This window comes from Methylocapsa polymorpha (assembly GCF_045689225.1).
Taxonomy (GTDB): Bacteria; Pseudomonadota; Alphaproteobacteria; order Rhizobiales; family Beijerinckiaceae; genus Methylocapsa; species Methylocapsa polymorpha.
Map to the genome: position 1 here is coordinate 60,995 of NZ_CP136862.1, position 19,566 is coordinate 80,560.

Annotated in this window: 22 protein-coding genes and 1 other RNA gene; 9 read left to right on the forward strand and 14 right to left on the reverse strand. The window is 62.4% G+C overall.

Translation table 11 applies throughout. The features are described from left to right. Positions 1 to 13 precede the first annotated feature (13 nt). The 5 genes from RZS28_RS00305 to rsmI all read right to left on the reverse strand — a co-directional run bounded on the left by RZS28_RS00305 (position 14) and on the right by rsmI (position 5,172). Positions 14 to 1,546, reverse strand: coding sequence for an L-aspartate oxidase (locus tag RZS28_RS00305; protein WP_407339239.1), 1,533 nt, complete (start codon positions 1,544 to 1,546; stop codon positions 14 to 16). Beyond that, positions 1,546 to 2,544, reverse strand: coding sequence for a quinolinate synthase NadA (gene nadA, locus RZS28_RS00310; protein ID WP_407339240.1), 999 nt, complete (start codon positions 2,542 to 2,544; stop codon positions 1,546 to 1,548). The genes RZS28_RS00305 and nadA overlap by 1 nt, the downstream gene beginning before the upstream one ends. A gap of 59 nt (positions 2,545 to 2,603) precedes the next feature. Further along, positions 2,604 to 3,602, reverse strand: coding sequence for an NUDIX hydrolase (locus tag RZS28_RS00315; protein ID WP_407339241.1), 999 nt, complete (start codon positions 3,600 to 3,602; stop codon positions 2,604 to 2,606). A gap of 233 nt (positions 3,603 to 3,835) precedes the next feature. Beyond that, positions 3,836 to 4,210 (reverse strand): YraN family protein, encoded by a 375-nt coding sequence (locus RZS28_RS00320; RefSeq protein ID WP_407339242.1) that lies wholly within the window; start codon positions 4,208 to 4,210, stop codon positions 3,836 to 3,838. Positions 4,211 to 4,212: 2 nt separating this feature from the next. After that, entirely contained in the window at positions 4,213 to 5,172 is a 960-nt protein-coding gene (gene rsmI / locus RZS28_RS00325; protein WP_407339243.1) for a 16S rRNA (cytidine(1402)-2'-O)-methyltransferase, read from the reverse strand. A 249-nt stretch (positions 5,173 to 5,421) separates the two neighbouring features. On the opposite strand from rsmI, the gene RZS28_RS00330 reads away from it, so the two are divergent. Continuing rightward, positions 5,422 to 6,684, forward strand: coding sequence for a penicillin-binding protein activator (locus RZS28_RS00330; RefSeq protein WP_407339244.1), 1,263 nt, complete (start codon positions 5,422 to 5,424; stop codon positions 6,682 to 6,684). Positions 6,685 to 6,830: 146 nt separating this feature from the next. Here RZS28_RS00330 and RZS28_RS00335 read toward each other — a convergent pair whose 3' ends face one another. Beyond that, complete coding sequence (locus tag RZS28_RS00335) at positions 6,831 to 6,971, reverse strand: hypothetical protein (RefSeq protein ID WP_407339245.1); 141 nt, start codon at positions 6,969 to 6,971, stop codon at positions 6,831 to 6,833. Positions 6,972 to 7,577: 606 nt separating this feature from the next. On the opposite strand from RZS28_RS00335, the gene RZS28_RS00340 reads away from it, so the two are divergent. The 4 genes from RZS28_RS00340 (at position 7,578) to RZS28_RS00355 (ending at position 9,028) form a co-directional block, all read left to right on the forward strand. Beyond that, positions 7,578 to 7,739: a DUF3309 family protein gene (locus RZS28_RS00340; protein ID WP_407339246.1), complete on the forward strand. Its 162-nt coding sequence runs from the start codon at positions 7,578 to 7,580 to the stop codon at positions 7,737 to 7,739. A 156-nt stretch (positions 7,740 to 7,895) separates the two neighbouring features. Beyond that, a complete protein-coding gene (locus RZS28_RS00345) occupies positions 7,896 to 8,057 on the forward strand; it encodes a DUF3309 family protein (protein WP_407339247.1) in 162 nt (53 codons plus the stop codon). Positions 8,058 to 8,171: 114 nt separating this feature from the next. Continuing rightward, entirely contained in the window at positions 8,172 to 8,492 is a 321-nt protein-coding gene (locus RZS28_RS00350; RefSeq protein ID WP_407339248.1) for a hypothetical protein, read from the forward strand. Then, entirely contained in the window at positions 8,489 to 9,028 is a 540-nt protein-coding gene (locus RZS28_RS00355; protein ID WP_407339249.1) for a phage holin family protein, read from the forward strand. Before RZS28_RS00350 ends, RZS28_RS00355 begins: the two co-directional genes overlap by 4 nt. A 6-nt stretch (positions 9,029 to 9,034) precedes the next feature. Here RZS28_RS00355 and RZS28_RS00360 read toward each other — a convergent pair whose 3' ends face one another. Beyond that, positions 9,035 to 9,862 carry a response regulator gene (locus RZS28_RS00360; protein WP_407339250.1) on the reverse strand — a complete coding sequence of 276 codons (828 nt, stop codon included), beginning with the start codon at positions 9,860 to 9,862 and terminating at the stop codon, positions 9,035 to 9,037. A gap of 172 nt (positions 9,863 to 10,034) precedes the next feature. Between RZS28_RS00360 and RZS28_RS00365 the strand changes: the two genes are divergently transcribed. The 3 genes from RZS28_RS00365 (at position 10,035) to fumC (ending at position 12,528) form a co-directional block, all read left to right on the forward strand. After that, positions 10,035 to 10,421, forward strand: coding sequence for a NepR family anti-sigma factor (locus RZS28_RS00365; protein ID WP_407339251.1), 387 nt, complete (start codon positions 10,035 to 10,037; stop codon positions 10,419 to 10,421). A gap of 74 nt (positions 10,422 to 10,495) precedes the next feature. Then, entirely contained in the window at positions 10,496 to 11,053 is a 558-nt protein-coding gene (locus tag RZS28_RS00370) for a sigma-70 family RNA polymerase sigma factor (RefSeq protein ID WP_407341176.1), read from the forward strand. Between the two features lie 71 nt (positions 11,054 to 11,124). Beyond that, a complete protein-coding gene (gene fumC, locus RZS28_RS00375; protein WP_407339252.1) occupies positions 11,125 to 12,528 on the forward strand; it encodes a class II fumarate hydratase in 1,404 nt (467 codons plus the stop codon). Between the two features lie 23 nt (positions 12,529 to 12,551). Here fumC and RZS28_RS00380 read toward each other — a convergent pair whose 3' ends face one another. Together RZS28_RS00380 and RZS28_RS00385 are read right to left on the reverse strand one after the other, a co-directional pair. Continuing rightward, positions 12,552 to 13,427: an undecaprenyl-diphosphate phosphatase gene (locus RZS28_RS00380; protein ID WP_407341177.1), complete on the reverse strand. Its 876-nt coding sequence runs from the start codon at positions 13,425 to 13,427 to the stop codon at positions 12,552 to 12,554. 253 nt (positions 13,428 to 13,680) lie between these two features. Next, positions 13,681 to 14,544, reverse strand: coding sequence for a YihY/virulence factor BrkB family protein (locus RZS28_RS00385; RefSeq protein WP_407339253.1), 864 nt, complete (start codon positions 14,542 to 14,544; stop codon positions 13,681 to 13,683). Positions 14,545 to 14,783: 239 nt separating this feature from the next. Between RZS28_RS00385 and RZS28_RS00390 the strand changes: the two genes are divergently transcribed. Further along, positions 14,784 to 15,953: a DNA recombination protein RmuC gene (locus RZS28_RS00390; RefSeq protein WP_407339254.1), complete on the forward strand. Its 1,170-nt coding sequence runs from the start codon at positions 14,784 to 14,786 to the stop codon at positions 15,951 to 15,953. 24 nt (positions 15,954 to 15,977) lie between these two features. Here the strand turns inward: RZS28_RS00390 and RZS28_RS00395 are convergent, their stop codons facing one another. The 5 genes from RZS28_RS00395 to ffs all read right to left on the reverse strand — a co-directional run bounded on the left by RZS28_RS00395 (position 15,978) and on the right by ffs (position 19,559). After that, the gene (locus RZS28_RS00395; RefSeq protein WP_407339255.1) at positions 15,978 to 16,343 is read right to left on the reverse strand and encodes a VOC family protein; all 366 of its coding nucleotides are present in this window, start codon (positions 16,341 to 16,343) and stop codon (positions 15,978 to 15,980) included. A gap of 145 nt (positions 16,344 to 16,488) precedes the next feature. Continuing rightward, positions 16,489 to 17,094, reverse strand: coding sequence for a recombination mediator RecR (gene recR, locus RZS28_RS00400; protein ID WP_407339256.1), 606 nt, complete (start codon positions 17,092 to 17,094; stop codon positions 16,489 to 16,491). Between the two features lie 27 nt (positions 17,095 to 17,121). Beyond that, positions 17,122 to 17,445 (reverse strand): YbaB/EbfC family nucleoid-associated protein, encoded by a 324-nt coding sequence (locus tag RZS28_RS00405; RefSeq protein ID WP_407339257.1) that lies wholly within the window; start codon positions 17,443 to 17,445, stop codon positions 17,122 to 17,124. 54 nt (positions 17,446 to 17,499) lie between these two features. After that, positions 17,500 to 19,353 carry a DNA polymerase III subunit gamma/tau gene (locus RZS28_RS00410; protein WP_407339258.1) on the reverse strand — a complete coding sequence of 618 codons (1,854 nt, stop codon included), beginning with the start codon at positions 19,351 to 19,353 and terminating at the stop codon, positions 17,500 to 17,502. 109 nt (positions 19,354 to 19,462) lie between these two features. Then, an RNA gene (ffs, locus tag RZS28_RS00415) (signal recognition particle sRNA small type) lies at positions 19,463 to 19,559 on the reverse strand. Positions 19,560 to 19,566 lie beyond the last annotated feature (7 nt).

The following is a 19,566-nucleotide window of genomic DNA, read 5'->3' on the forward strand; positions in this document are numbered from 1 at the left end:
TTGGCCTTTCGTTTCAGGCAACCAGTTCCGGGGCCAGTTCGCGCGCGGCCTCAAGCGCGTCGTCGAAGCGCAATGTTGATCTTTGCGCCGCGCGGGCCTTGCCGGGAAAATCCGTTCGAGCATGAGCGCCGCGGCTCTCCTCGCGGCGCAAGGCTGCGATTACGATCATCAAGCCGACGACGGCCGCATCGCTTGTAGCTTCCTCCGCCAGCGCCAGTGGATGCAGTGCGCGCGCCGCATCAGCCAGGCCTTCGGCGTCGCGGAGAACGCCTGCGGCGGAGGAGAGAATCGCGCGGACGGGCGCCGGGTCGCTGCCGACGAGAGGCGTCGCCACAACCGCGGGCTTGCGCCGAGGCGTTGAACCCTTCGCGCTTATGCTTTCGGCGACAAAGCGGCCGCAGACCGCGGCTTCGAGCAGGGAATTGCTCGCGAGCCGGTTGGCGCCATGGAGGCCCGTGCAAGCCGCTTCGCCGCAGGCCCAGAGACCTTCGACCGAGGTTCGTCCGGCGAGATCGACGGCAATGCCGCCCATGTGATAATGCGCCGCTGGGCGGATCGGAATCGGCTGCGTCGCCGGATCGATTCCTGCCTCGCGGCAGAAGCCGGTGATGGCGGGGAACCGGCGCGGGAAATCGTCGCCTACAGCGTCCCGCGCGTCGAGGAAGACCCGATGCCCCGCCGCCATATGCCGCCAGACTGCGCGCGCAACTACATCTCGCGGCGCCAGCTCGGCCCCTTGAACATCTGCCATGAAACGATCGCCGGTCTCATCGACGAGGATCGCGCCTTCGCCGCGCACGGTCTCGCTGATGAGCTTCAATGGAAAGGACTTTCCATCGAGAGCTGTCGGATGAAACTGAACGAATTCCAGATCGGCCATGATTGCGCCGGCCTTGGCCGCGAGCGCAAGGCCCTGACCGAATGATCCGGCCGGATTGGTGCCATATTGATAGAGGCCGCCTATGCCGCCCGTGGCGATGACGACGCGGTCGCAAGCGAAAAGAACAGGCCCGCAATGCGTATTGGCGAGAACGCCCGTCACCGCATTGTCCTCGACGATCAACCGCCGCGCGGCGATCCGCTCGATGACGGTGATCGAAGGCGTCTCGCGCGCGAGCTGAGACAGAACGCGCATGATTTCACGGCCGCTGCTGTCTCCGCCCGCATGAACAATGCGGCGACGCGAATGCGCCGCTTCGAGGCCGAGCAGAAGCTTGCCCTCGTCATCGCGATCGAAGGGCGCGCCGAGCCGGATCAGCTCCTCGATCGCGGCCGGCGCCGCGGCGAGTATCCGCTTGGCGACAGTTTCGTCGCAAAGTCCGTCGCCAGCCTCGAGCGTGTCGGCAAGATGCAATGAAACGTCATCGTCGAAACCGATGCTGGCAGCGACCCCGCCCTGCGCCAGCGCGCTCGAAGCCTCATAGCCAAGCGGCGCCTTGTTGAACAGAATGACGGGTTGAGGCGCCAAGGCCAAGGCCGTCGTCAAGCCGGCGAGGCCGCCGCCGATGACTATGCAAGCGCCCGCCGCGTCGCGAATGTCGAGCATCACTTGACCGCCAGCATGCGTTCGACAGCGCGCCGCGCCGGAGCGGCGACAGCGGGATCGATCTCGACCTCGTTCCGCATGGTCTCAAGCGCGCGCCTGATATTGCGCAGCGTGATCTTTTTCATATGCGGGCAGAGATTGCAGGGTCTTACGAACTCAAGCTCCGGATATTGGATCGCGACATTGTCGCTCATCGAGCATTCGGTCAGAAGCACGACGCGAGAGGGACGATTATGCGCGACATAGGCCGACATGGCGGCGGTGGATCCGGCGAAATCGGCTTCCGCCACGACTTCGGGCGGACATTCGGGATGCGCAAGAATGACCACGCCCGGATAATCCTCGCGCAATTCCCGCACTTCGGCGGCGGTGAAAAGCTCATGCACCTCGCAATGGCCGGACCAGGCGATCACCTTGACGCCCGTGTCCGCCGCGACATTGCGGGCGAGATATTCATCGGGCAGCATGATGACTTGTTCGACGCCGAGAGACTCGATAACGGCCCTTGCATTGCCCGAGGTGCAGCAAATGTCGGACTCGGCCTTTACGGCGGCGGATGTGTTCACATAGGTCACGACCGGAACGCCCGGATAGGCTTGCCGCAGGAGCCGCACGTCTTCCGGCCGGATCGACTCGGCGAGCGAGCAGCCGGCGCCGAGATCGGGGATCAGAACCGTCTTGTCCGGATTGAGCAATTTCGCGGTCTCGGCCATGAAATGCACGCCGGCTAGGACGATGACATCGGCGTCGACCTTCATCGCCTCGCGGGCGAGAGCGAGACTGTCGCCGACCAGATCGGCGACGCAGTGAAAAATCTCTGGCGTCTGATAATTATGCGCGAGGATCACGGCGTTCCGCGTCCGCTTCAACGTCATGATAGCGTCGATGTCTTGTGCGTAGACTGGCCACTCGATCGCCGGGATCGCATGCCGCACTTTCGCGTAAAGACCTTCCGCGTAGAGACTTTCCGAACGCTGCAATCCCACAACCGGCGCCATGGCCTTATACTCCACATGAGCATTACACGGACATATGCTGGTGTTGAGCATAAGATTTGTCAAGCCCTCGAAATGGGGAGCTTGGTTCCGACGATGGCCCGTTCGGCTAAAACCTCGCGGCGGAAGCGAAACAGTTTCGCGGGCCGCCCTCCGGTGTCCTGGCTGGTTTCCCCCGTTTCCTCGACGAGCTCCTGCTGTTCGATCAGCCGGCGGAAATTCTGCTTGTGCACGAGGCGTCCGGCCAGGGCTTCGACGCAGCGCTGCAATTGCAGGAGCGTGAACGTTTCCGGCATCAGCTCGAACACCACAGGGTGATATTTGATCTTGGCCCGAAGCCGCGCAATGCCCGTTGCTAGAATGCGGCGGTGGTCGAGGATCATGGCCCGGCCTGTGCTCGGCAGCGTCTCGCTGGCCGCGCCTTGGCGGCTCGCGCCCGACCCGCCGCGCGTCGCCTCGGCGATGAGGCCAGCCTCGTAAAGCAGCTCGTAACGCTGCAGGACAAGCTCTTCGTTCCAGGGACGGCCATCGAAGCCGAAAGTGATTGCGACGCGCTGCCAGCGATCCTGGCGGAGGCTCGGATCGTCAGTCGCGCTCGCCCAGGATTTCAGACGCGGCAAGAGCGCCTCTTCGACCATCGCGGGTGCGCCAAGGCGATGATCCTCCCAAGGAAAATAGACGTACCAGCTACGCCAGCTCGCCTCATATTCGCCGGAGGCGCGCTGTTCGCGCGTGAGGCCCAGATAGCTGATGGAGATGACCTGCTGGCCGCTCCCTGCGCGATCTCTATCCGCGAACGTATAAAGCTGTTCGACATAGCCGAGCGGCAACCGGGTCTGCCGTTCGACCCAGGCGCGCAGTCCAGATTGGAGCGAGCGATGCGCAAGTTCGAAAGGTCCAGAGGGAAGCGCGCGCTGATCCTGGATCGTCAAGACTCTCGGCTCGCCAGCGGTCACTGCGGCCAAGACCGCGATGAGGTCGGCTGCGATTCCATGCCCGATCAGAAGAGGCGAGGCGGGCGCAGCGGCCTCAACTATATCGCTGTCGTGAAATGTGCCCATCGCTTGGCGTCGTCACCTAGTTTCTAAGGGGGCTAATCAATCGTCAAGCCGAAGCAATGTCCGCTTGCATGAAATCGCTTGCGCTCTTGTCTTCGTTCCACACCAGGCAAAGAGCATGTTCGGATAAGGATCAAGTCTTCTCATAAGCCTTTGCAATGCCGATAAAGTGAAGCTTCCACTACGATAGTCTAACGTATAGCGTTCAAATAGATTGCGCAGCGGTAATTGCGCGCCTATCCCAAATCCAGATCGACGGCCGCGATGGCATGGCGCGGCCAGCGCCATGGCGCCAGATAGACAGCGTCGCCGCGCAACGTCAAAGGCGCCGCCCAAGGGTTCGCGGAGAGCCAAATCTTCGCCGCGCGCGACATGCGCCGCCTCTTGGTTAAGTCGATCGCAGTCTTGGCTTCGTCAAGCGTCGGCCGCGCCTTCACTTCGACAAAGGCGACGGCGTCGCCGCGGCGCGCGACAATATCGATCTCGCCGCCGTTGACGCGATAGCGGCAAGCGAGAATGCGATAGCCGAAGGCTCGCAAAACCAATGCGGCGAGTTGCTCGGCCAATATGCCTCGCCAATGCGCTCGCCGGCGATCGCGCGCGGTTCTCATGCTCAACGATCGCGCGCTGAAAGCTCGATCGCGCGGGCGTAGACCTTCCGGCGCGGCTGACCTGTCTCGGCGGAGACCACGGCGGCGGCGTCCTTGACCGAAAGCGTCTCCAGCGCTCTCCCGATCTTGGCGTCGAGCTCTTCCCGGCTTTCGCCCTGCCCTTCCGCGCCGGGCGGCGCGACAAGCAGCACGATTTCGCCTTTGGGCGTCGCTTCGTCCGCTATGGCGGCCGCGAGATCGGGCAGAAGCCCGCGCCGCACGGTCTCAAAATATTTCGTCAATTCGCGCGCGATCGCCGCCTCGCGCGGCCCGAGGACGGCGGCGAGATCCGTGAGCGTCTCGGCCAAGCGCCTTGGCGATTCGAAAAACACCAAAGTGCCGGGAATGGGCGCGAGCTCGGCGATGCGCTGGCGCCGCGGACCGCTTTTCGGCGGCAGAAATCCCTCGAAGAAAAATCGATCCGTGGGCAGGCCCGCGACCACCAGGGCCGCAAGGACGGCAGACGCGCCTGGAACCGATATGACTTCGATCTTCTGCGCCAAGGCCTCGGTGACAAGCTTGAAGCCGGGATCGGAAATCAGCGGCGTTCCGGCGTCCGAGACAAGCGCAAGCGCCGCGCCGCTCGCCAGACGAGCGAGGAGATGCGGCCGCATGACCGCCGCATTATGCTCATGATAAGCGACAAGCGGAGTCGCTATGCCATAATGCGCAAGCAGCGTCTTCGTCACCCGCGTATCTTCGGCGATGACCGCGTCCGCCGCCGCGAGCGTCGCAAGCGCGCGAAAGGAAATATCGCCGAGATTGCCGATCGGCGTTGCAACAACGTGCAGCCCGCGCCGTATCGGCTCCGCCTCGGCCCGCAAGCCAAAGGCGGTGAACCCGCCTTGGGGAGCTTTTTCGGGCGCGATTGGCGCAACAATCGCGCCCTCGCCGCCAAGGCTCGGTCTCTTCCCGTCACCCATGATCATGGTCCCGCCCGCCAGCCGCAAAGAAATCGATGCTTGCCAATTCGCTTGTTCTATAAAACAGCCAATCGTTCTCTTTATAGAACAATAACTCCAATCTCGCAAGGCGCCGATCACGCAATCAGGGCTTCTCTCGCCGCCGATTCGATTTTATGCGTGAAAAGGGGCATAATTTTTAGGCTATCACGATTCAGGCCCCTTTTCGCGCTTCGAGCGCGGGTGAACTGCGCTTGGAGATTCGCACGAATGAAGGTTTTTTCGCGCGGCCGTAGCCAGCGGAAAGAGAGGCTCCGGTCTTCTGACGTCGCCGGGTTCGGCCTGCTCCGAGCGCTTGGCGCCTTGTCCCTGGCCTTGTCGCTAGGGGCCTGCAATTCGCTGGGCGGCGCCTTCGGAGGCGGCGGGGTTGGCGAATTATCGGGGACGCCGCCCAAAGCCGCAGCTCCCGCGCCCGCAGCGGCCGAGCAGATCGGCTCGGGCCCGGTTCGCGTCGGGCTCATCCTGCCCTTGACTCAATCCTCCGGGCCGAGCGTCGTCGGGCTTTCCCTGCGCAATGCTGCGGAGCTGGCTTTGTCGGAAGCAGGCGGCAACGATCTCACCCTGCTCGTCAAGGACGATCATTCGACGCCCGAGGGCGCGCGCGCGGCGGCGCAGGCGGCCTTTGCCGATGGCGCTGACCTCGTCATCGGACCTCTGTTCGCGCCGAATGTGCGCGAGGTCGGACGGGCGGCGCGCAGCGCCGGCAAGCCCGTCATCGCCTTCTCGACCGATTCGTCGACGGCCGGCCAGGGTCTCTATCTGCTCTCCTTCCTGGTCGAGAGCTATGTCGATCGCATCGTCGATTATTCGGCCTCCAAGGGCAAGAAATCGATCGCCGCGCTCATTCCGGACAATGATTACGGCCGCGTCGCCGAAGGCGCGTTCCAGCAGGCGGCGGCGCGCAACAATGTGCGGGTCATGGCGATCGAACATTACCAGCCGCAGACTCTGCCGGCGGCGGCGCAGAAAATCGCCGCGCTCGGCGATCAGATCGATTCGCTTTTCATTCCCGAGCAGGCCGACGCCATGCCTTCGGTCTCGCAGACCCTCACAACGGCGGGAATCAACGCCAAGAAAGTGCAAATTCTCGGCACCGGCCTTTGGAACGACGCCCGCGTGCTCAAGCTCCCCGCCTTGCAAGGCGCGTGGTTCGCCGCGCCAGACAATGGCGGCTTCAATGCCTTTGCGACGCGCTATCGCGCCAAGTTCAACACCGATCCGACGCGAATCTCCACCCTCAGTTATGACGCCGTCTCGCTTGCCGCGGCGCTCGCGCATACGCAAGGCTCGCAGCGCTATTCCGAAAATGTCCTGACCAACCGCTCCGGCTTCAACGGCGCCGATGGCGTCTTCCGCTTCCGCCCCGACGGCTCCAATGAGCGCGGCCTAATGGTCTTGCAGATCAATAACGGCCTCGCCACGCCGATTAGCCCGGCGCCGCACTCCTTCGCAGGCGTCGCTTCTGCGACATGAGCTCGAAGTGGTGCACGTCCCCTTTGAAGGGAAGGCGGCTACCGGGCGCTTGCCGCAAAGGGAGACAGAAAAGCGCCAGCCCCGGCCCCCGCGGAGTTGCACGCGCTCTTCGCCTCAGTAGCGCCGATCCGATGGCAGCGGCGCGCCTAGGCGGCGAAAGTCATCAAGAAAGCGAACGCGACACCGGCTAGAGCCAAGCCGCCAATAAGCACATATATCATTTCCGGCTCCGCACCGTAGCGGGCTTCTGCGTCGTGCAATGCAACTGGCGCTTCAAACAGACTCATGACCATTCTCCCTTGGTCGGCGAATATTGCCGGATGCGTCGCAGTTCTTGTTGGTCGGGGAGTTACGCTGTCTTGGCGATGAACTTTTCCGCCGCGATTTGCGTAAGCAGTCGACCCGCCCGCTGCTCTTCTTAAACGTCTCGCGCAGAAGCTTGCTCCGCTGCTGCACGCCGGGCCTGCCGGCCCAGAAGACGCGACAATTTGTCCTTTTGGCCGCGACAATTTAACGCAAGTTAAAGCCGAAGGTTCCCGATCAGTTTACGATTGCGAACGGCTATCCGCCCCACCGGCAATGCGCGCGCCTTTGCCTGCTGGGGGCGGCCGATCCGGCCGCCCTCGGCGCTCGCCTTCGAGCCGTCCAAGATGGTTAAACGAATGGCCCCGCTGGTTTAGCGCCGGAACTCGGCATCCGCGGCCCGCGTTTGCTGTTTGATCAGCACGCCGAAGCTAAATTCAGCGCATGCGCCATGAGCGTTCGGCCGAGGTCCGAACCTGACTAAAGCCTTGAAGCTAGCTTGATCGCTTGCCGCACCTATCGGGCTGCCCGCCCCTTTCTGAGAAGCGGGGATCAACGCGCCGAGCGCAATGCGAGTTGGAGTTCGCAGAATGTCTCTTTCAACAATTCTTCTGATCATCCTCGTCTTGCTGCTTCTCGGCGCGATCCCTTCCTGGCCGCACAGCCGGAGGTGGGGTTACGCCCCATCCGGCGCTCTGGGCGTCATTCTTCTTGTCGTCGTCATCGTTCTCCTCGCACGCGGCGGGGTTTGAAAGTGGCCCGGTTGACGGGTTCTGGCCGAGACGGGAAAGGCTGGCCGACGGGAACTTATTGCCAAGTTCGACGTTTTCGCTACGCACGAAAGTGCGACTTCGCTGCGCGAGAACATGCGAAGCGAAATAAAAAAGTAGTTCTAGAGGGAGACATCAATGACGTTCACGATTTTGTTCCTCCTCATTGTCGGTGCTGCGCTGGTCGCATCGCTGCCGAGGTGGTCTTTTAGCAAGGACTGGGGCTATGGCCCGTCCGTCGGCTTCGGCCTTGTTTTCGGCCTCGCTGTCTTGGTTGCCGTGGTCAACACCTTCCAATGAGAGATGGCGGTCGGTAACGACACGTCGACCACTTTCCAATAGAACAGAGTGCGGGCGCGGCCGCGGCAAGTCAGCGATGTTTCTTCGAGAAACGCAAAAGAGCCTAAGAAAAATATGTCAAATATCAAACATCTCGAACAAGCTTCCCAAGACTTCGCCGCGGACTTGGCGGCTTTGCGCGACGATATTGCAAAGCTGACCGCGTCCGTGTCCGCACTCGCGCGCGCCGAGGCTTCGTCGACGACAAACACTGTCCTCGGCGCGGTCGATCAGGCGCGGAAGAAATTTACCGAGGGCGCGGCCAATGCGCAGGATCGCGTGGGCGCAGTCGGTTCGGATGTCGAGGCTGCGATCGCGCGCAACCCTCTGGTCGCCGTGCTCGCCGCTCTTGTAGCTGGATTGCTGATCGGAATATTGAGCCGCTCGCAAAAATGACCGCGTTGATCACGCGGCTCGCGCGCGACGCGGCCGCTCCAATCGGACAAATGGGCGAGCGCCTGCTGAAAATGGCGACGCTCCTCTTCGTGGCGATGTGCTGTCTGTTCTTCGCCTCGGTGTTTCTAACGATCGCTCTTTACACCTTCATCCAAACATTCGAAGGAACCGCGATCGCCGCGCTAGGCGTCGGCGCTCTCTATGTTGGCGTCGGGCTGATCTGCATCATTCTCGCTCTGCGCTCATCTGCGCCGCCCGGCAGCGCCGCTTCCGTGGCCGCCGCGCCGGTGGAGACAGACGAAAAACGCCCCGAGCCATCCCCAGAATTCGCGACGAACATCGATGGCACCATTGCGCCCATTCTCGATATTCTTCGCGACGGCGGCTTCGAGCGCGAGCGGCTGGCGGTCGAGGCCGGGGCTACGATCGCCAAGCAACTCAACCCCTTTTCCGTCGTTGCCTTTGCGACTGTCGCCGGCTTCATGCTGGGCCGCGTCCTTGGGAGACGCGATCCGCCAGGAGACGCCGCGGCATGAACAGCCTCAAACGAGAGCGCCGCTCGGTTCGGGCTGATCATCTTTGCGATGCGACTTGCGATCGAAAAATAGCGCCTGGCTGATCACCGCTTTCAAGCTGTCGACGCCGAAAGGCTTGGTGATGAGAAAGGCGGGCTCCGGCGGCGTTCCGGTCAGGAAGCGCTCCGGATAGGCGGTGATGAAAATGACCGGCACAGAGAAGGACCCGAGGATTTCGTTCACCGCTTCGAGGCCCGAGCTGCCGTCGGCAAGCTGAATATCGGCGAGGATGAGGCCGGGCCGTTCGCGGGTGACCGCCTCGACGGCTTCGCGATGGGTGCGGGCGACGCTGATGACCCGGTGGCCCTGCTCCTCCACCAACGTCTGCAGGTCCAGGGCGATGAAAGGCTCGTCCTCGATGATCACGACATCGGTCCGAATCTGATTGGCGATTTCCTTTCCAGCCGCGTCGATCAAGGCTGCGGCCTCATCCACCGAACAATCAAGCGTGCGCGCGACTTCAGCCGTGTCGAAGGCTTCGAGCGAGCTGAGGAGGAAAGCGATGCGGGGCCGCAAAGTGATGGCGTCAAGATTGCGTTGGGCGCCGATCTCGTCGCCAGAAAACCCGATCTCGTCAACGTGGCCATTGACCGGCATGGAGGCCCAGACATCGAGGAACAAACGGTAGAGCGCCGTCCGCACATCGGCCCCGGCGTCGAAATTGGCCGGGTCCGCCACGATCGCCTCGAGAGTGGCGAGCACATAAGCGTCCCCGCCCGCCTGGGAGCCTGTCAGAGCCCGCGCAAACCGTCTTAGATAAGGGATATGCGATGAGATCGCCTGTGATATCGACATCGAGAAAGCCCTTTTGACCATGGCTCCGCCAAGGCAATTTGGTCGGGGAATGCCGTATAGTTAAGAATGGTTCCCGGCGCCTGGAACTTTGTAACTCGCGGAGCGTTTGAAGCCGACGTTGATTGCAAGGTTACATAGCGAATGACGCTTATCAAGGCTCTTGAGGAAACACTTGCGCTCGTTGCTGGATGACGCTCATAAGATGGCCGTCATAGGGGGAATGATGAAGGACGATGAGAGCCAAAGCAAAGGTGGCCTGGTGACGAAAGCGACAAAGTTGGGCAAATCATCGATCAAGGGGGCGGCCGTCCGGTCAAGCGAAACACTGGAACTAGAGTGCGGATCGATAAATTTCCGGGAAACTGCGGACGCTGCTGTGTTAGCGGCGCCGCGTCCAAAAAAAATATCGCCCAAGAACGACCTCGCCGAGCAAATTGGCTTGGGTTTGCGCAGCGTCTATGATGATGTGCTGGCGCAACCTGTGCCTGATCGTTTTTTCGAGCTGCTGCGGCAGCTTGAGACAGTCTCGGGAGCGCAATCGAAGAAGGACGGTACGTGACAGTCGCGCACAAGGAATATGCGGAAGACCAGATCACGGAGGAAACGCGTCCGGCGCGCGCGGCGAGCGCGCAGATGACGGCCGACATCCTTGCCGTCATTCCCAATCTCCGCGCCTTCGCGGTCTCCTTGTGCGGCAATCTCGATCGCGCTGACGATCTCGTGCAGGAAACCTTGGTGAAGGCGTGGAGCAAGCTCGGCTCTTTCGTCGAGGGCACCAACCTCAGGGCTTGGCTGTTCACGATCCTGCGCAACATATATTATTCTGAATATCGCAAGCGGCGGCGGGAAGTCGCGGACTCGGATGGAGCCATCGCCGCGAGGCTGGCGACCGCTCCGGCGCAAAACAGCCATATGGACATGCTCGACTTTCGCGCGGCGCTGCAGGAATTGCCTGCGGATCAGCGCGAGGCGTTGATCTTGATCGGGGCCTCCGGCCTTTCCTATGAGGAGGCGGCCGGAGTCTGCGGCTGCGCCGTCGGAACCATGAAGAGCCGCGTCAATCGCGCCAGAGGGCGCCTCGCCGAGCTCTTGTCGATCAGCTCGAGCAGCGAGTTCGGACATGATGGAGACTGGCAGGCGGTCGATCCCATCATGGTCGGCCAACGCTATTCCCGCGGCGGCGGCGACTGACGCCCGCGCGGCGATGAACGGACTTATCCTTCGCCGTTCTCAACTCGCCGCCGTCCCTGGCGGCTTCAAGCATGGATGATGGTAAGAAAACGCGGCTCGAAACGGACAGTTTCGGGCCGATCGAAGTTCCCGCCGATCGCTATTGGGGCGCGCAGACGCAACGGTCTTGCATCCATTTCGCGATCGGGGCAGAGACGATGCCCATTCCGATCATTCGGGCCTTGGCCCTTGTCAAACGCGTCGCCGCCGAGGTCAATCGCGACCTCGGACTCTTGCCGGCGCCGCTCTGCGACGCAATTGTCGCGGCCGCGAGCGAAGTGGAGAGCGGCGGCCTCGACGCGGAATTTCCGCTGCTCGTCTGGCAGACAGGGTCCGGCACGCAAACCAACATGAACGTCAATGAGGTGATCGCCAATCGCGCCAATGAATTGCTCGGCGCGACGCGCGGCGCAAAGCATCCGATTCACCCCAATGACCACGTCAATCTTGGTCAGTCTTCGAATGATTCTTTTCCGACCGCGATGCATATCGCCGCGGTCTTGGAGATCAAGCGAAGCCTTGAACCGGCCTTGCGCGCGCTGCATCTTTCGCTGCGGCTGAAATCGGAGGCTTTCGCGTCGATCATCAAGGTCGGACGCACGCATCTCCAGGATGCGACGCCTGTTACGCTCGGACAGGAATTCTCGGGCTATGCGGCGCAGGTGGAGCACGGGATAGAGCGGCTCGAAGCGACTCTCCCCGGCCTCTATCGCCTGGCGCAAGGCGGCACGGCGGTTGGCACCGGCCTCAATTCCAAAAGAGGTTTCGCCGAAGCTTTCGCGGCCAGGATAGCCGCCTTGACCGGGCTGCCCTTCATCTCCGCGCCGAACAAGTTCGAGGCGCTCGCCTCCCATGACGCCTTCGTCTTCACCCATGGCGCGCTGAATGCGATCGCGGCGGGCCTTTTCAAGATCGCCAATGACATCCGTCTCGCCGGCAGCGGCCCCCGCTCCGGGCTCGGCGAGCTGATCCTGCCGGAAAACGAGCCGGGATCATCGATCATGCCTGGCAAGGTCAATCCTACGCAGGCCGAAGCCCTGAGCATGGTCTGCGCGCGCGTGTTCGGCAACCAGGCGACGATCACCTTCGGCGGATCGCAGGGACATTTCGAGCTCAATGTCTATAAGCCCGTCATCGCCTATTGCATGCTCGAAAGCCTGCGGCTTCTTGCAGACGCGACAAAAAGCTTCCGCGTCTATTGCGTCGACGGACTGGAGCCGAACCGAGAGCGGATCAACGAGTTGATGCGCCGCTCGCTGATGCTTGTCACCGCTCTCGCGCCCAAAATTGGCTATGATGGCGCCGCTCAAATCGCCAAGGCGGCGCATGCGCATGGAACCACCTTGCGCGAGGAGGCGCTGGCCTCGGGCCTCGTCACCGAGGAGGAGTTCGACGCGTTAGTCCGCCCCGAAACCATGCTGGCGCCGCGCGACTAATCGAGGGCTCTCCGCCGACCGCCTCAATTGTGCAGCCAGCCAAAGTAAACAGCGGTCAGGAGATAGACGCCCATCAGCGCGCGATAGACCACAAAAGGCCAGGCCGAATACCGCTCCAGGATTCGCAGCAGGCTCCAGATCGCTGCAAAAGCCGAGATCGACGCGATCACCAAGCCGAAAGCCAGGATGGACCAGCCCTGCGCGTCGAGATGCGCTTTATGCAGCTCCCAAATTTCCTTCAAGCCGGCGGCGGCGATCGCGGGAAGTCCAAGCAAAAACGAGAAACGCGCCGCCTCGTCGCGTCTGAAATCGAGAGACAAGGCTGCAGTCAGCGTCGAGCCCGACCGCGAGACGCCAGGGATTAGCGCCCCGATCTGCGCCAACCCGATGATCATCGCGTCTTTCAGGGTCGCGTGGTCAAGCGTGCGCTTGTGTCTCGAATAGATTTCCGCGAGGGCGAGCAGAGCCGCCATCGCGATGCAAGCGATGCCGATGACCGTGAGCGTGCGCAAAGGCGAGTTGCAGGCGTTCAAGATCGGCGAAAGCAAGACGCCGGCGACGATGATCGGCAGCGTCGCCAAAATGATCCAGACCGCGAAGCGAAAGTTCCAATCCTGGAACTTTCCGCGCGCGGCTGCCGCGATGGATCCGAACAAGAGGCCGCGAACATCGGACCAAAAATAGCTCACCACCGCGGCGAGGGCCGCAACCTGCATCGCCGCGGAAAAGGCCGATCCCGGATCCTGCCAGCCGAGCAGCGCCGGGACGATCCGCATGTGGGCGGTCGACGAAATCGGCAGAAGCTCGGTGAGGCCCTGAACCACGCCGAGAACGCCGACCTTGGCGTAGCCGAGCGCGACGAAGCCGGTGTCTAGCCCTTCAGTGCAGGCGGAGGCCATGATCTTGTCTTCCCTGGAGGTTTGCGTGACTGAGGTGGAGCGCGCGGCGTCCGGGTTTGTTTTTCCAGACTCCGGCGAGAAGATCAACGCGAAACCCGAGCTTCGCAATTTCGCGAGCACCCTGTCTTCACAAGCAAAACGGCATTTTTCCACATGATTCCACTTTAGCGTGGGTTTAAGGGAAACCACATGCGGCGGAAGAGAAATTCCGAAAAAGCCATTTGCGCGCCTGGCCTTTTCGAATTTCGAAAAATCAAAGTTTCGTAGCTTCCTGCTTGCGCGGTGCGCGCAGGATCGCGGCGTTCAATTCGCCGCCGAAGATGAAGATGGCCGCCACCATATAAAGGAACACGATCGCGATCATGACCGAGGCGAGCCCCGCATAGGTCGTGACGTAATTGCGGGCGAATTGCGCCACATAGGAGCCGAAAGCGACGCCCGCGGCGACCCACAGGACGAATGTCAGCAAGATTCCTATCGCCACCTCGCGCAAGGTTCTACGCCCGGCCGGCAGGAATTTATGCACGATGAACAGCGCCGCCAGAAGCACCAGCGTGGCGATGCCGAATCGGCCGAAAGTGATCACCTGGTCGAGCGGTTCAAGATTGGGCGCAAAGCGCAGCACGGCCGTCCATATCAACGAACCGAAAGCAACCAAGAGAGCCAAGGTGAGAATTGAGACGGCGCCAACCAGGACATAGGCGATCGATTCGAGCCGCAACAGCCACCAGGGCCGCTCCTCCACGACGCCATAGGCGCGATTGAGGCCAATCCGGAGCGCTTCGACGCCGCTCGCGGAAAAATAGATCGCGAGAACGATGCTGATGGTGAGAAGGCCGCCATGCGCCCGCGTCAGGACATTATGGACTTCGGCCGCGAGCGGCGCCGCGACGTCCTGCGGCCAGGTCTGGAAGAGAATGCGCACCGCCTCTTCCGCGAGATTCTGCGAACCTATAAAGCCCGCGAGCGCAGTCACGAAGATCAGGAAGGGAAACATCGAAGTCAGGATCGACAAGGCGATATGACTAGCGATAGCCCAGCCGTCGTCGCGCGAGAAGCGCATGACGGCGTCATAGAAGATGCCGAAGGTCGATCGCAGCCAGCGAAGCGCATTCATGCAAGCTTGTCTCGAATAGTTTGAGCCATTTTTTCGATCCCGACTGAAATTCGCGCCGATCGCAAAACGCCCTCAGGACCTCAAGCGATCCGAGCGCGAACTATCTTCGACTCGATCCCGGCGCGCCACGATAGGCGCTTGACATGACTAGCCAGCGACCACCTGCCGCCCATTGCGCTGCATCAATCACGTGTTCTAGATTCGTTCCGATAGCAAAGCGAATCATGTAGACACAGCCCATGGAGCGCATCCTTTTCATCCTTAACGGCGCGCCGGTCAGGGTTGCGGACGCCCTTCTCGGATCGGCGGCGCTCGCCCTGTTGCTGCTTGCGATCCTGGCGCTGAATCTCGGGCGCGGGGCGCGGGCGCGCAGCAATGTGGACTCCTTCGCCGCCGCCGAGCGGCAGCGCGGACTGGAGCGCGCCATGGTCGAGATCTCGCGGCAAAACGCAGAACTCGCCGGCCGAATGCGCGGCGTGGCCGAAGTCTTGGGATCGCGCCAGGCGGATCTCGCGCGGCTCGTGTCCGAACGGCTCGACGCCGTCGGCGCAAGCGTCGGCGTGGGGCTCGAGGCGTCGAGCAGAACCGCGGGCGAGCATCTTTCCAGATTGAACGAAAGACTAGCGGTGATCGACGCGGCCCAGACGCGGCTCACCGGATTGACCGAGGAAGTCGTCGGCCTCAAGGACATCCTTGCGAACAAGCAGGCGCGCGGCGCCTTCGGCCAGGGCCGGCTCGAGGCGATCATTCGCGACGCGCTTCCGGAGTCCGCCTTCGCGTTTCAGCATACGCTTTCGAATCGGATGCGGCCCGACTGCGTGATCCGCCTTCCGGGCGATCCGAGGCTCATGGTCATCGACGCCAAATTCCCGCTCGAATCCTTCACAGCCCTCAAGGAAGCCGAAAGCGACGAGGCGCGCAAGCAAGCGGCGGCGCGCGTGCGCATCGACGTTGCGAAACATATTCGCGACATCGCCGAGCGCTATTTCCTGCCGAACGAAACCCAGGACATCGCGATTCTTTTCATCCCGTCGGAATCTCTCTACGCCGACATCTACGAACATTTCGAAGACATCATTCAAAGGGCGCACAGGAGCCGCATCATCATCGTTTCGCCATCGCTTCTGGTGATGGCGGTGCAGGTCATGCAGGCGATCGTGCGCGACGCGCGGGTGCGCGAAGAAACCCATATCATCCAGGCTGAGGTGCGCCGCCTCGTCGATGACGTCGCGCGGCTCAGGGCGCGGGCCGCGAAGCTCGACGCCCATTTCAAGAACGCGGCGGAGGACGTCGGCCATATCCTCGCCTCCGCCGACCGGATCGCAAGAACCGGCGAGCGGATCGACCAGATGGATTTCGCCGAGCCCGTGGATCCGGCGGCTGTGGATAAGTTGAAGGCCGCCGAATAGGGACGGCGACGCGCGCGGCGCTTATTACCTTGCCTTAGGCTGCCAAAGCCCGAGCGCCGCGCCGGTCGGATCGATGATGATGGCGAACGATCCTGTATTCGGCACCTCGGTGACGTCTTTCACGACAGAGGCGCCGAGCGATTTCGCCTTTGCGGCCGCCGCCCCGACATCTTCGACCAGCACATAGGGAAGCCAAGCCGATGGCGCGCCGGGAATCGGATGTTTCATCAAGCCGCCGCCCGTGCCTTCGCCGACCCCGATCATCGTGTAGGTGAATCCAGGGCCTATCTCCACATCTTGCAGCTTCCAATCGAAGAGCGACTGGTAGAAGGCCTTCGCCGCGTCGGCGTCGGTGGTTGCAAGCTCCACATGCACGAAAGGATTAGCCATGACTGCTCCGTTGAATAGCTGGGCCGCAGATGATCCCACACCAAATCCGCGAGATATTCAGGGCTGAATTAGGGTGAATATGCGTCAGGTAAAGCGCGCGCCATGACGCTGGCGTGACGATCGTGGGACATACTCAAATTTCGCATCAAAAATCTGTCCGGCTGCGGATCGCGGCGGCGAGCGTGCCTTCGTCGAGATAATCAAGCTCTCCGCCAACCGGCACCCCATGCGCGAGGCGAGTGGTCTTGACGTTCAGATGCGCCAGAAGATCCGTGATGTAATGCGCCGTCGTCTGGCCATCGACGGTCGCGTTGACGGCCAGGATCACTTCCTTGACGCGGTCGGCTTCGACCCGATCGACAAGGCTCGCCAGATTCAGGTCTTTCGGCCCGACGCCATCGAGCGGCGACAAGGCCCCGCCGAGCACATGATAGCGCGCCCGCAAGGCGGCCGCGCGTTCGAGCGCCCAGAGATCAGCGACGGTCTCGACGACGACGAGCGTGTCGCGGTCGCGCCGATCATCCCCGCACACGGTGCATGGATCACAAGTATCAACGTTGCCGCAGACCGTGCAGGTGAGAATCTTCTCGCGCGCGGCTTGCAAGGCGTCGGCCAGCGGTCCGAGAAGCTCCTCGCGCTTGCGGATCAAATGCAGCGCGGCCCGGCGCGCCGAGCGCGGCCCGAGCCCAGGCAGGCGAGCCAGCAATTGGATGAGCCGCTCGATCTCAGGACCCGCAACCCGCTCCGCCATCAGATCGACGCCATCAGGACGAGCGCATCAGAAGGGCAGCTTCAGGCCCGGGGGCAAGGCCAAGCCCGCGGTCACGTCCTTCATCTTATCTTCCATAAGACGTTCGGCTTTCTTGCGCGCATCCTCATGAGCCGTGACGATCAGGTCCTCCAAAATCTCCTTTTCGTCGGCTTTCAGTAGCTGATCGTCGATGCTGACGCCCTTAAGCTGTCCTTTCGCCGTCAGCGTGACGCGAACCATGCCGCCGCCCGATTGCCCTTCGACCTCCAGCCGCTCCATTTCGCTCTGTATCGCCTGCATCTTCTCCTGCATGGCCTGCGCTTGCTTCATCAGGCCCAACATGTCGCGCATCAATCTTTTCCCTTCTTGAATGGCCGCTTGCCGAACCCGCAGAGTTTTGGTCGCTCAAAGTTCTACATCGGTATAACTATCGTCGGCGAAGCCGATGTCGTCATCGGCACCCTCCGCCGTCGCCTCCGGCGGGACGGCCTGGGCCATCTGCTCCATCGTGCGGACGGCGACGATCTCGGCGCCGGGAAAATAAGCAAGCACGCTTCGCACCAGGGGATCAGCGCACACGCCGGTCATGGCTTCGCGGGCCTTGGCCTCCTCCTGCTCCTTCAGGCTGGGCGCGCCCGGTTCGCGCGAAATCGCCACGAGCCAGCGTTGTCCGGTCCATTCCTGCAGCCGGCGCATCAGATTTTGCGCGAGCTGCGGCGATGCGCCCGGCGCAAGCGAAAACTCGATTGCGCCATCTTCGAAACGAACGAGACGCACATCCCGTTCGAGCGCAAGCTTCAATTGTATGTCGCGATTCCGCCCGGCAAGCGCCACGACGTCCTCGAAGCGGGCGATCCGCGTCACAGGCGGGGCTTCGCTTTGCCGCGGCTGCAAGGCGACCGCTGCGCGCGCGGACCCGCCGGATCTCCCAATCGGATCATTTCTTTGCGGCGCGCTTTTCCCCGCCGATGAAACCTCTCGATCGGCGGTTGGCGCCGCGGCGAGCCTGCGCAAGGCCTCATCGGGCGTCGGCAAATCGGCGGCATAGGCGAGGCGCACCAGAACCATGTCGGCGGCGGCGAGCGGACGCGGCGAATCCTTCGCCTCCGCCTGGCCCTTCGAGAGCAATTGCCAGGCGCGGGTCAGGACAGGAACGGATAGCGCCTGCGCGAAATGAAGGCCGCGCGCGCGCTCCTCGGGCGAGAGGGACGGATCTTGCGCCGCATCCGGCGCAAGCTTCAGGCGGGTGACGAGATGGACGAATTCGGCGAGCTCGACGAGGACCTCCGCCGGGTCGGCGCCGCAGTCGTAGAGGCCTTTCAGGCTGCCGAGCGCCCCGGCCATTTTTCCTTGCATCACGGCTTCAAAGAGGTCGATGACAAGGCTGCGGTCGGCGAGGCCAAGCATCAGACGCAGGCTTTCGGCGGAAATGCTCGTCTGGCCGCCGGCGGCGCCATGCGCGATCGCCTGATCGAGGAGCGACAGCGCGTCGCGGGCGGAGCCTTCCGCAGCGCGCGCGATCAGGGCCAGCGCGTCCTCATCGACGGCGACGGCTTCCTTGGCGCAGATCGAAGCGAGATATTTGACCAGCGCATCCGCATCGATGCGGCGCAGATCGAACCTCTGGCAGCGCGAGCGCACGGTGACGGGCACCTTGTCGATCTCGGTCGTCGCGAACAGAAACCGGACATGGTCCGGCGGCTCTTCCAACGTCTTCAACAGACCGTTGAAGGCCTGTTTGGACAGCATATGCACTTCGTCGATGATATAGACCTTGGTCCGCGCCAGCACCGGACGATATCGCGCGCTTTCGATGATCTCGCGCACGTCGTCGATTCCGGTATGTGAGGCGGCGTCCATCTCGATGACGTCGACATGGCGCGAGTCGATGATCGCCTGGCAATGGACGCCAAGCTCCTGCATGTGGATCGTCGGGCGCGTCACCGCCGGAAGGTCGCCCCGCGCCGGCAATTCATAGTTGAAGGCGCGGGCGAGAATGCGAGCCGTTGTCGTCTTGCCGACGCCGCGCACGCCGGTCAGGATATAGGCTTGGTGAATGCGGTCGAGATCGAACGCGTTCGACAAGGTCTTGACCATGGCCTCCTGGCCGATGAGATCCTCGAAACGCGCCGGTCGATATTTTCGGGCGAGGACGCGATAGACCGCTTTCCCAGCGTCAGCGTCGCCTTTCCCGGCGGCGTCGCGCGCGGGCCCCAGCGGCAGGCTCGCGTCGCCAGCGGCGTTCGAGCTGTCTTCCATGCGATCCTCTTGCATCGCGCCGCCGGTTTGGAAAGGAAAAGAACGCTGGCCCCGGACCATGCCGCGCCGGGCGATAATATCGGCCGGACCGTCGAGACAAAAGCGTTAAGGTGGGAGGCTGGACAGAGACCCGCCCGGTCTCGTTAGGGCTGCTTCCTTCCGGACCTGACCCGGTTGGCGAGTGGTGCGTCCACCGCCAACCTCCCGCCCCCT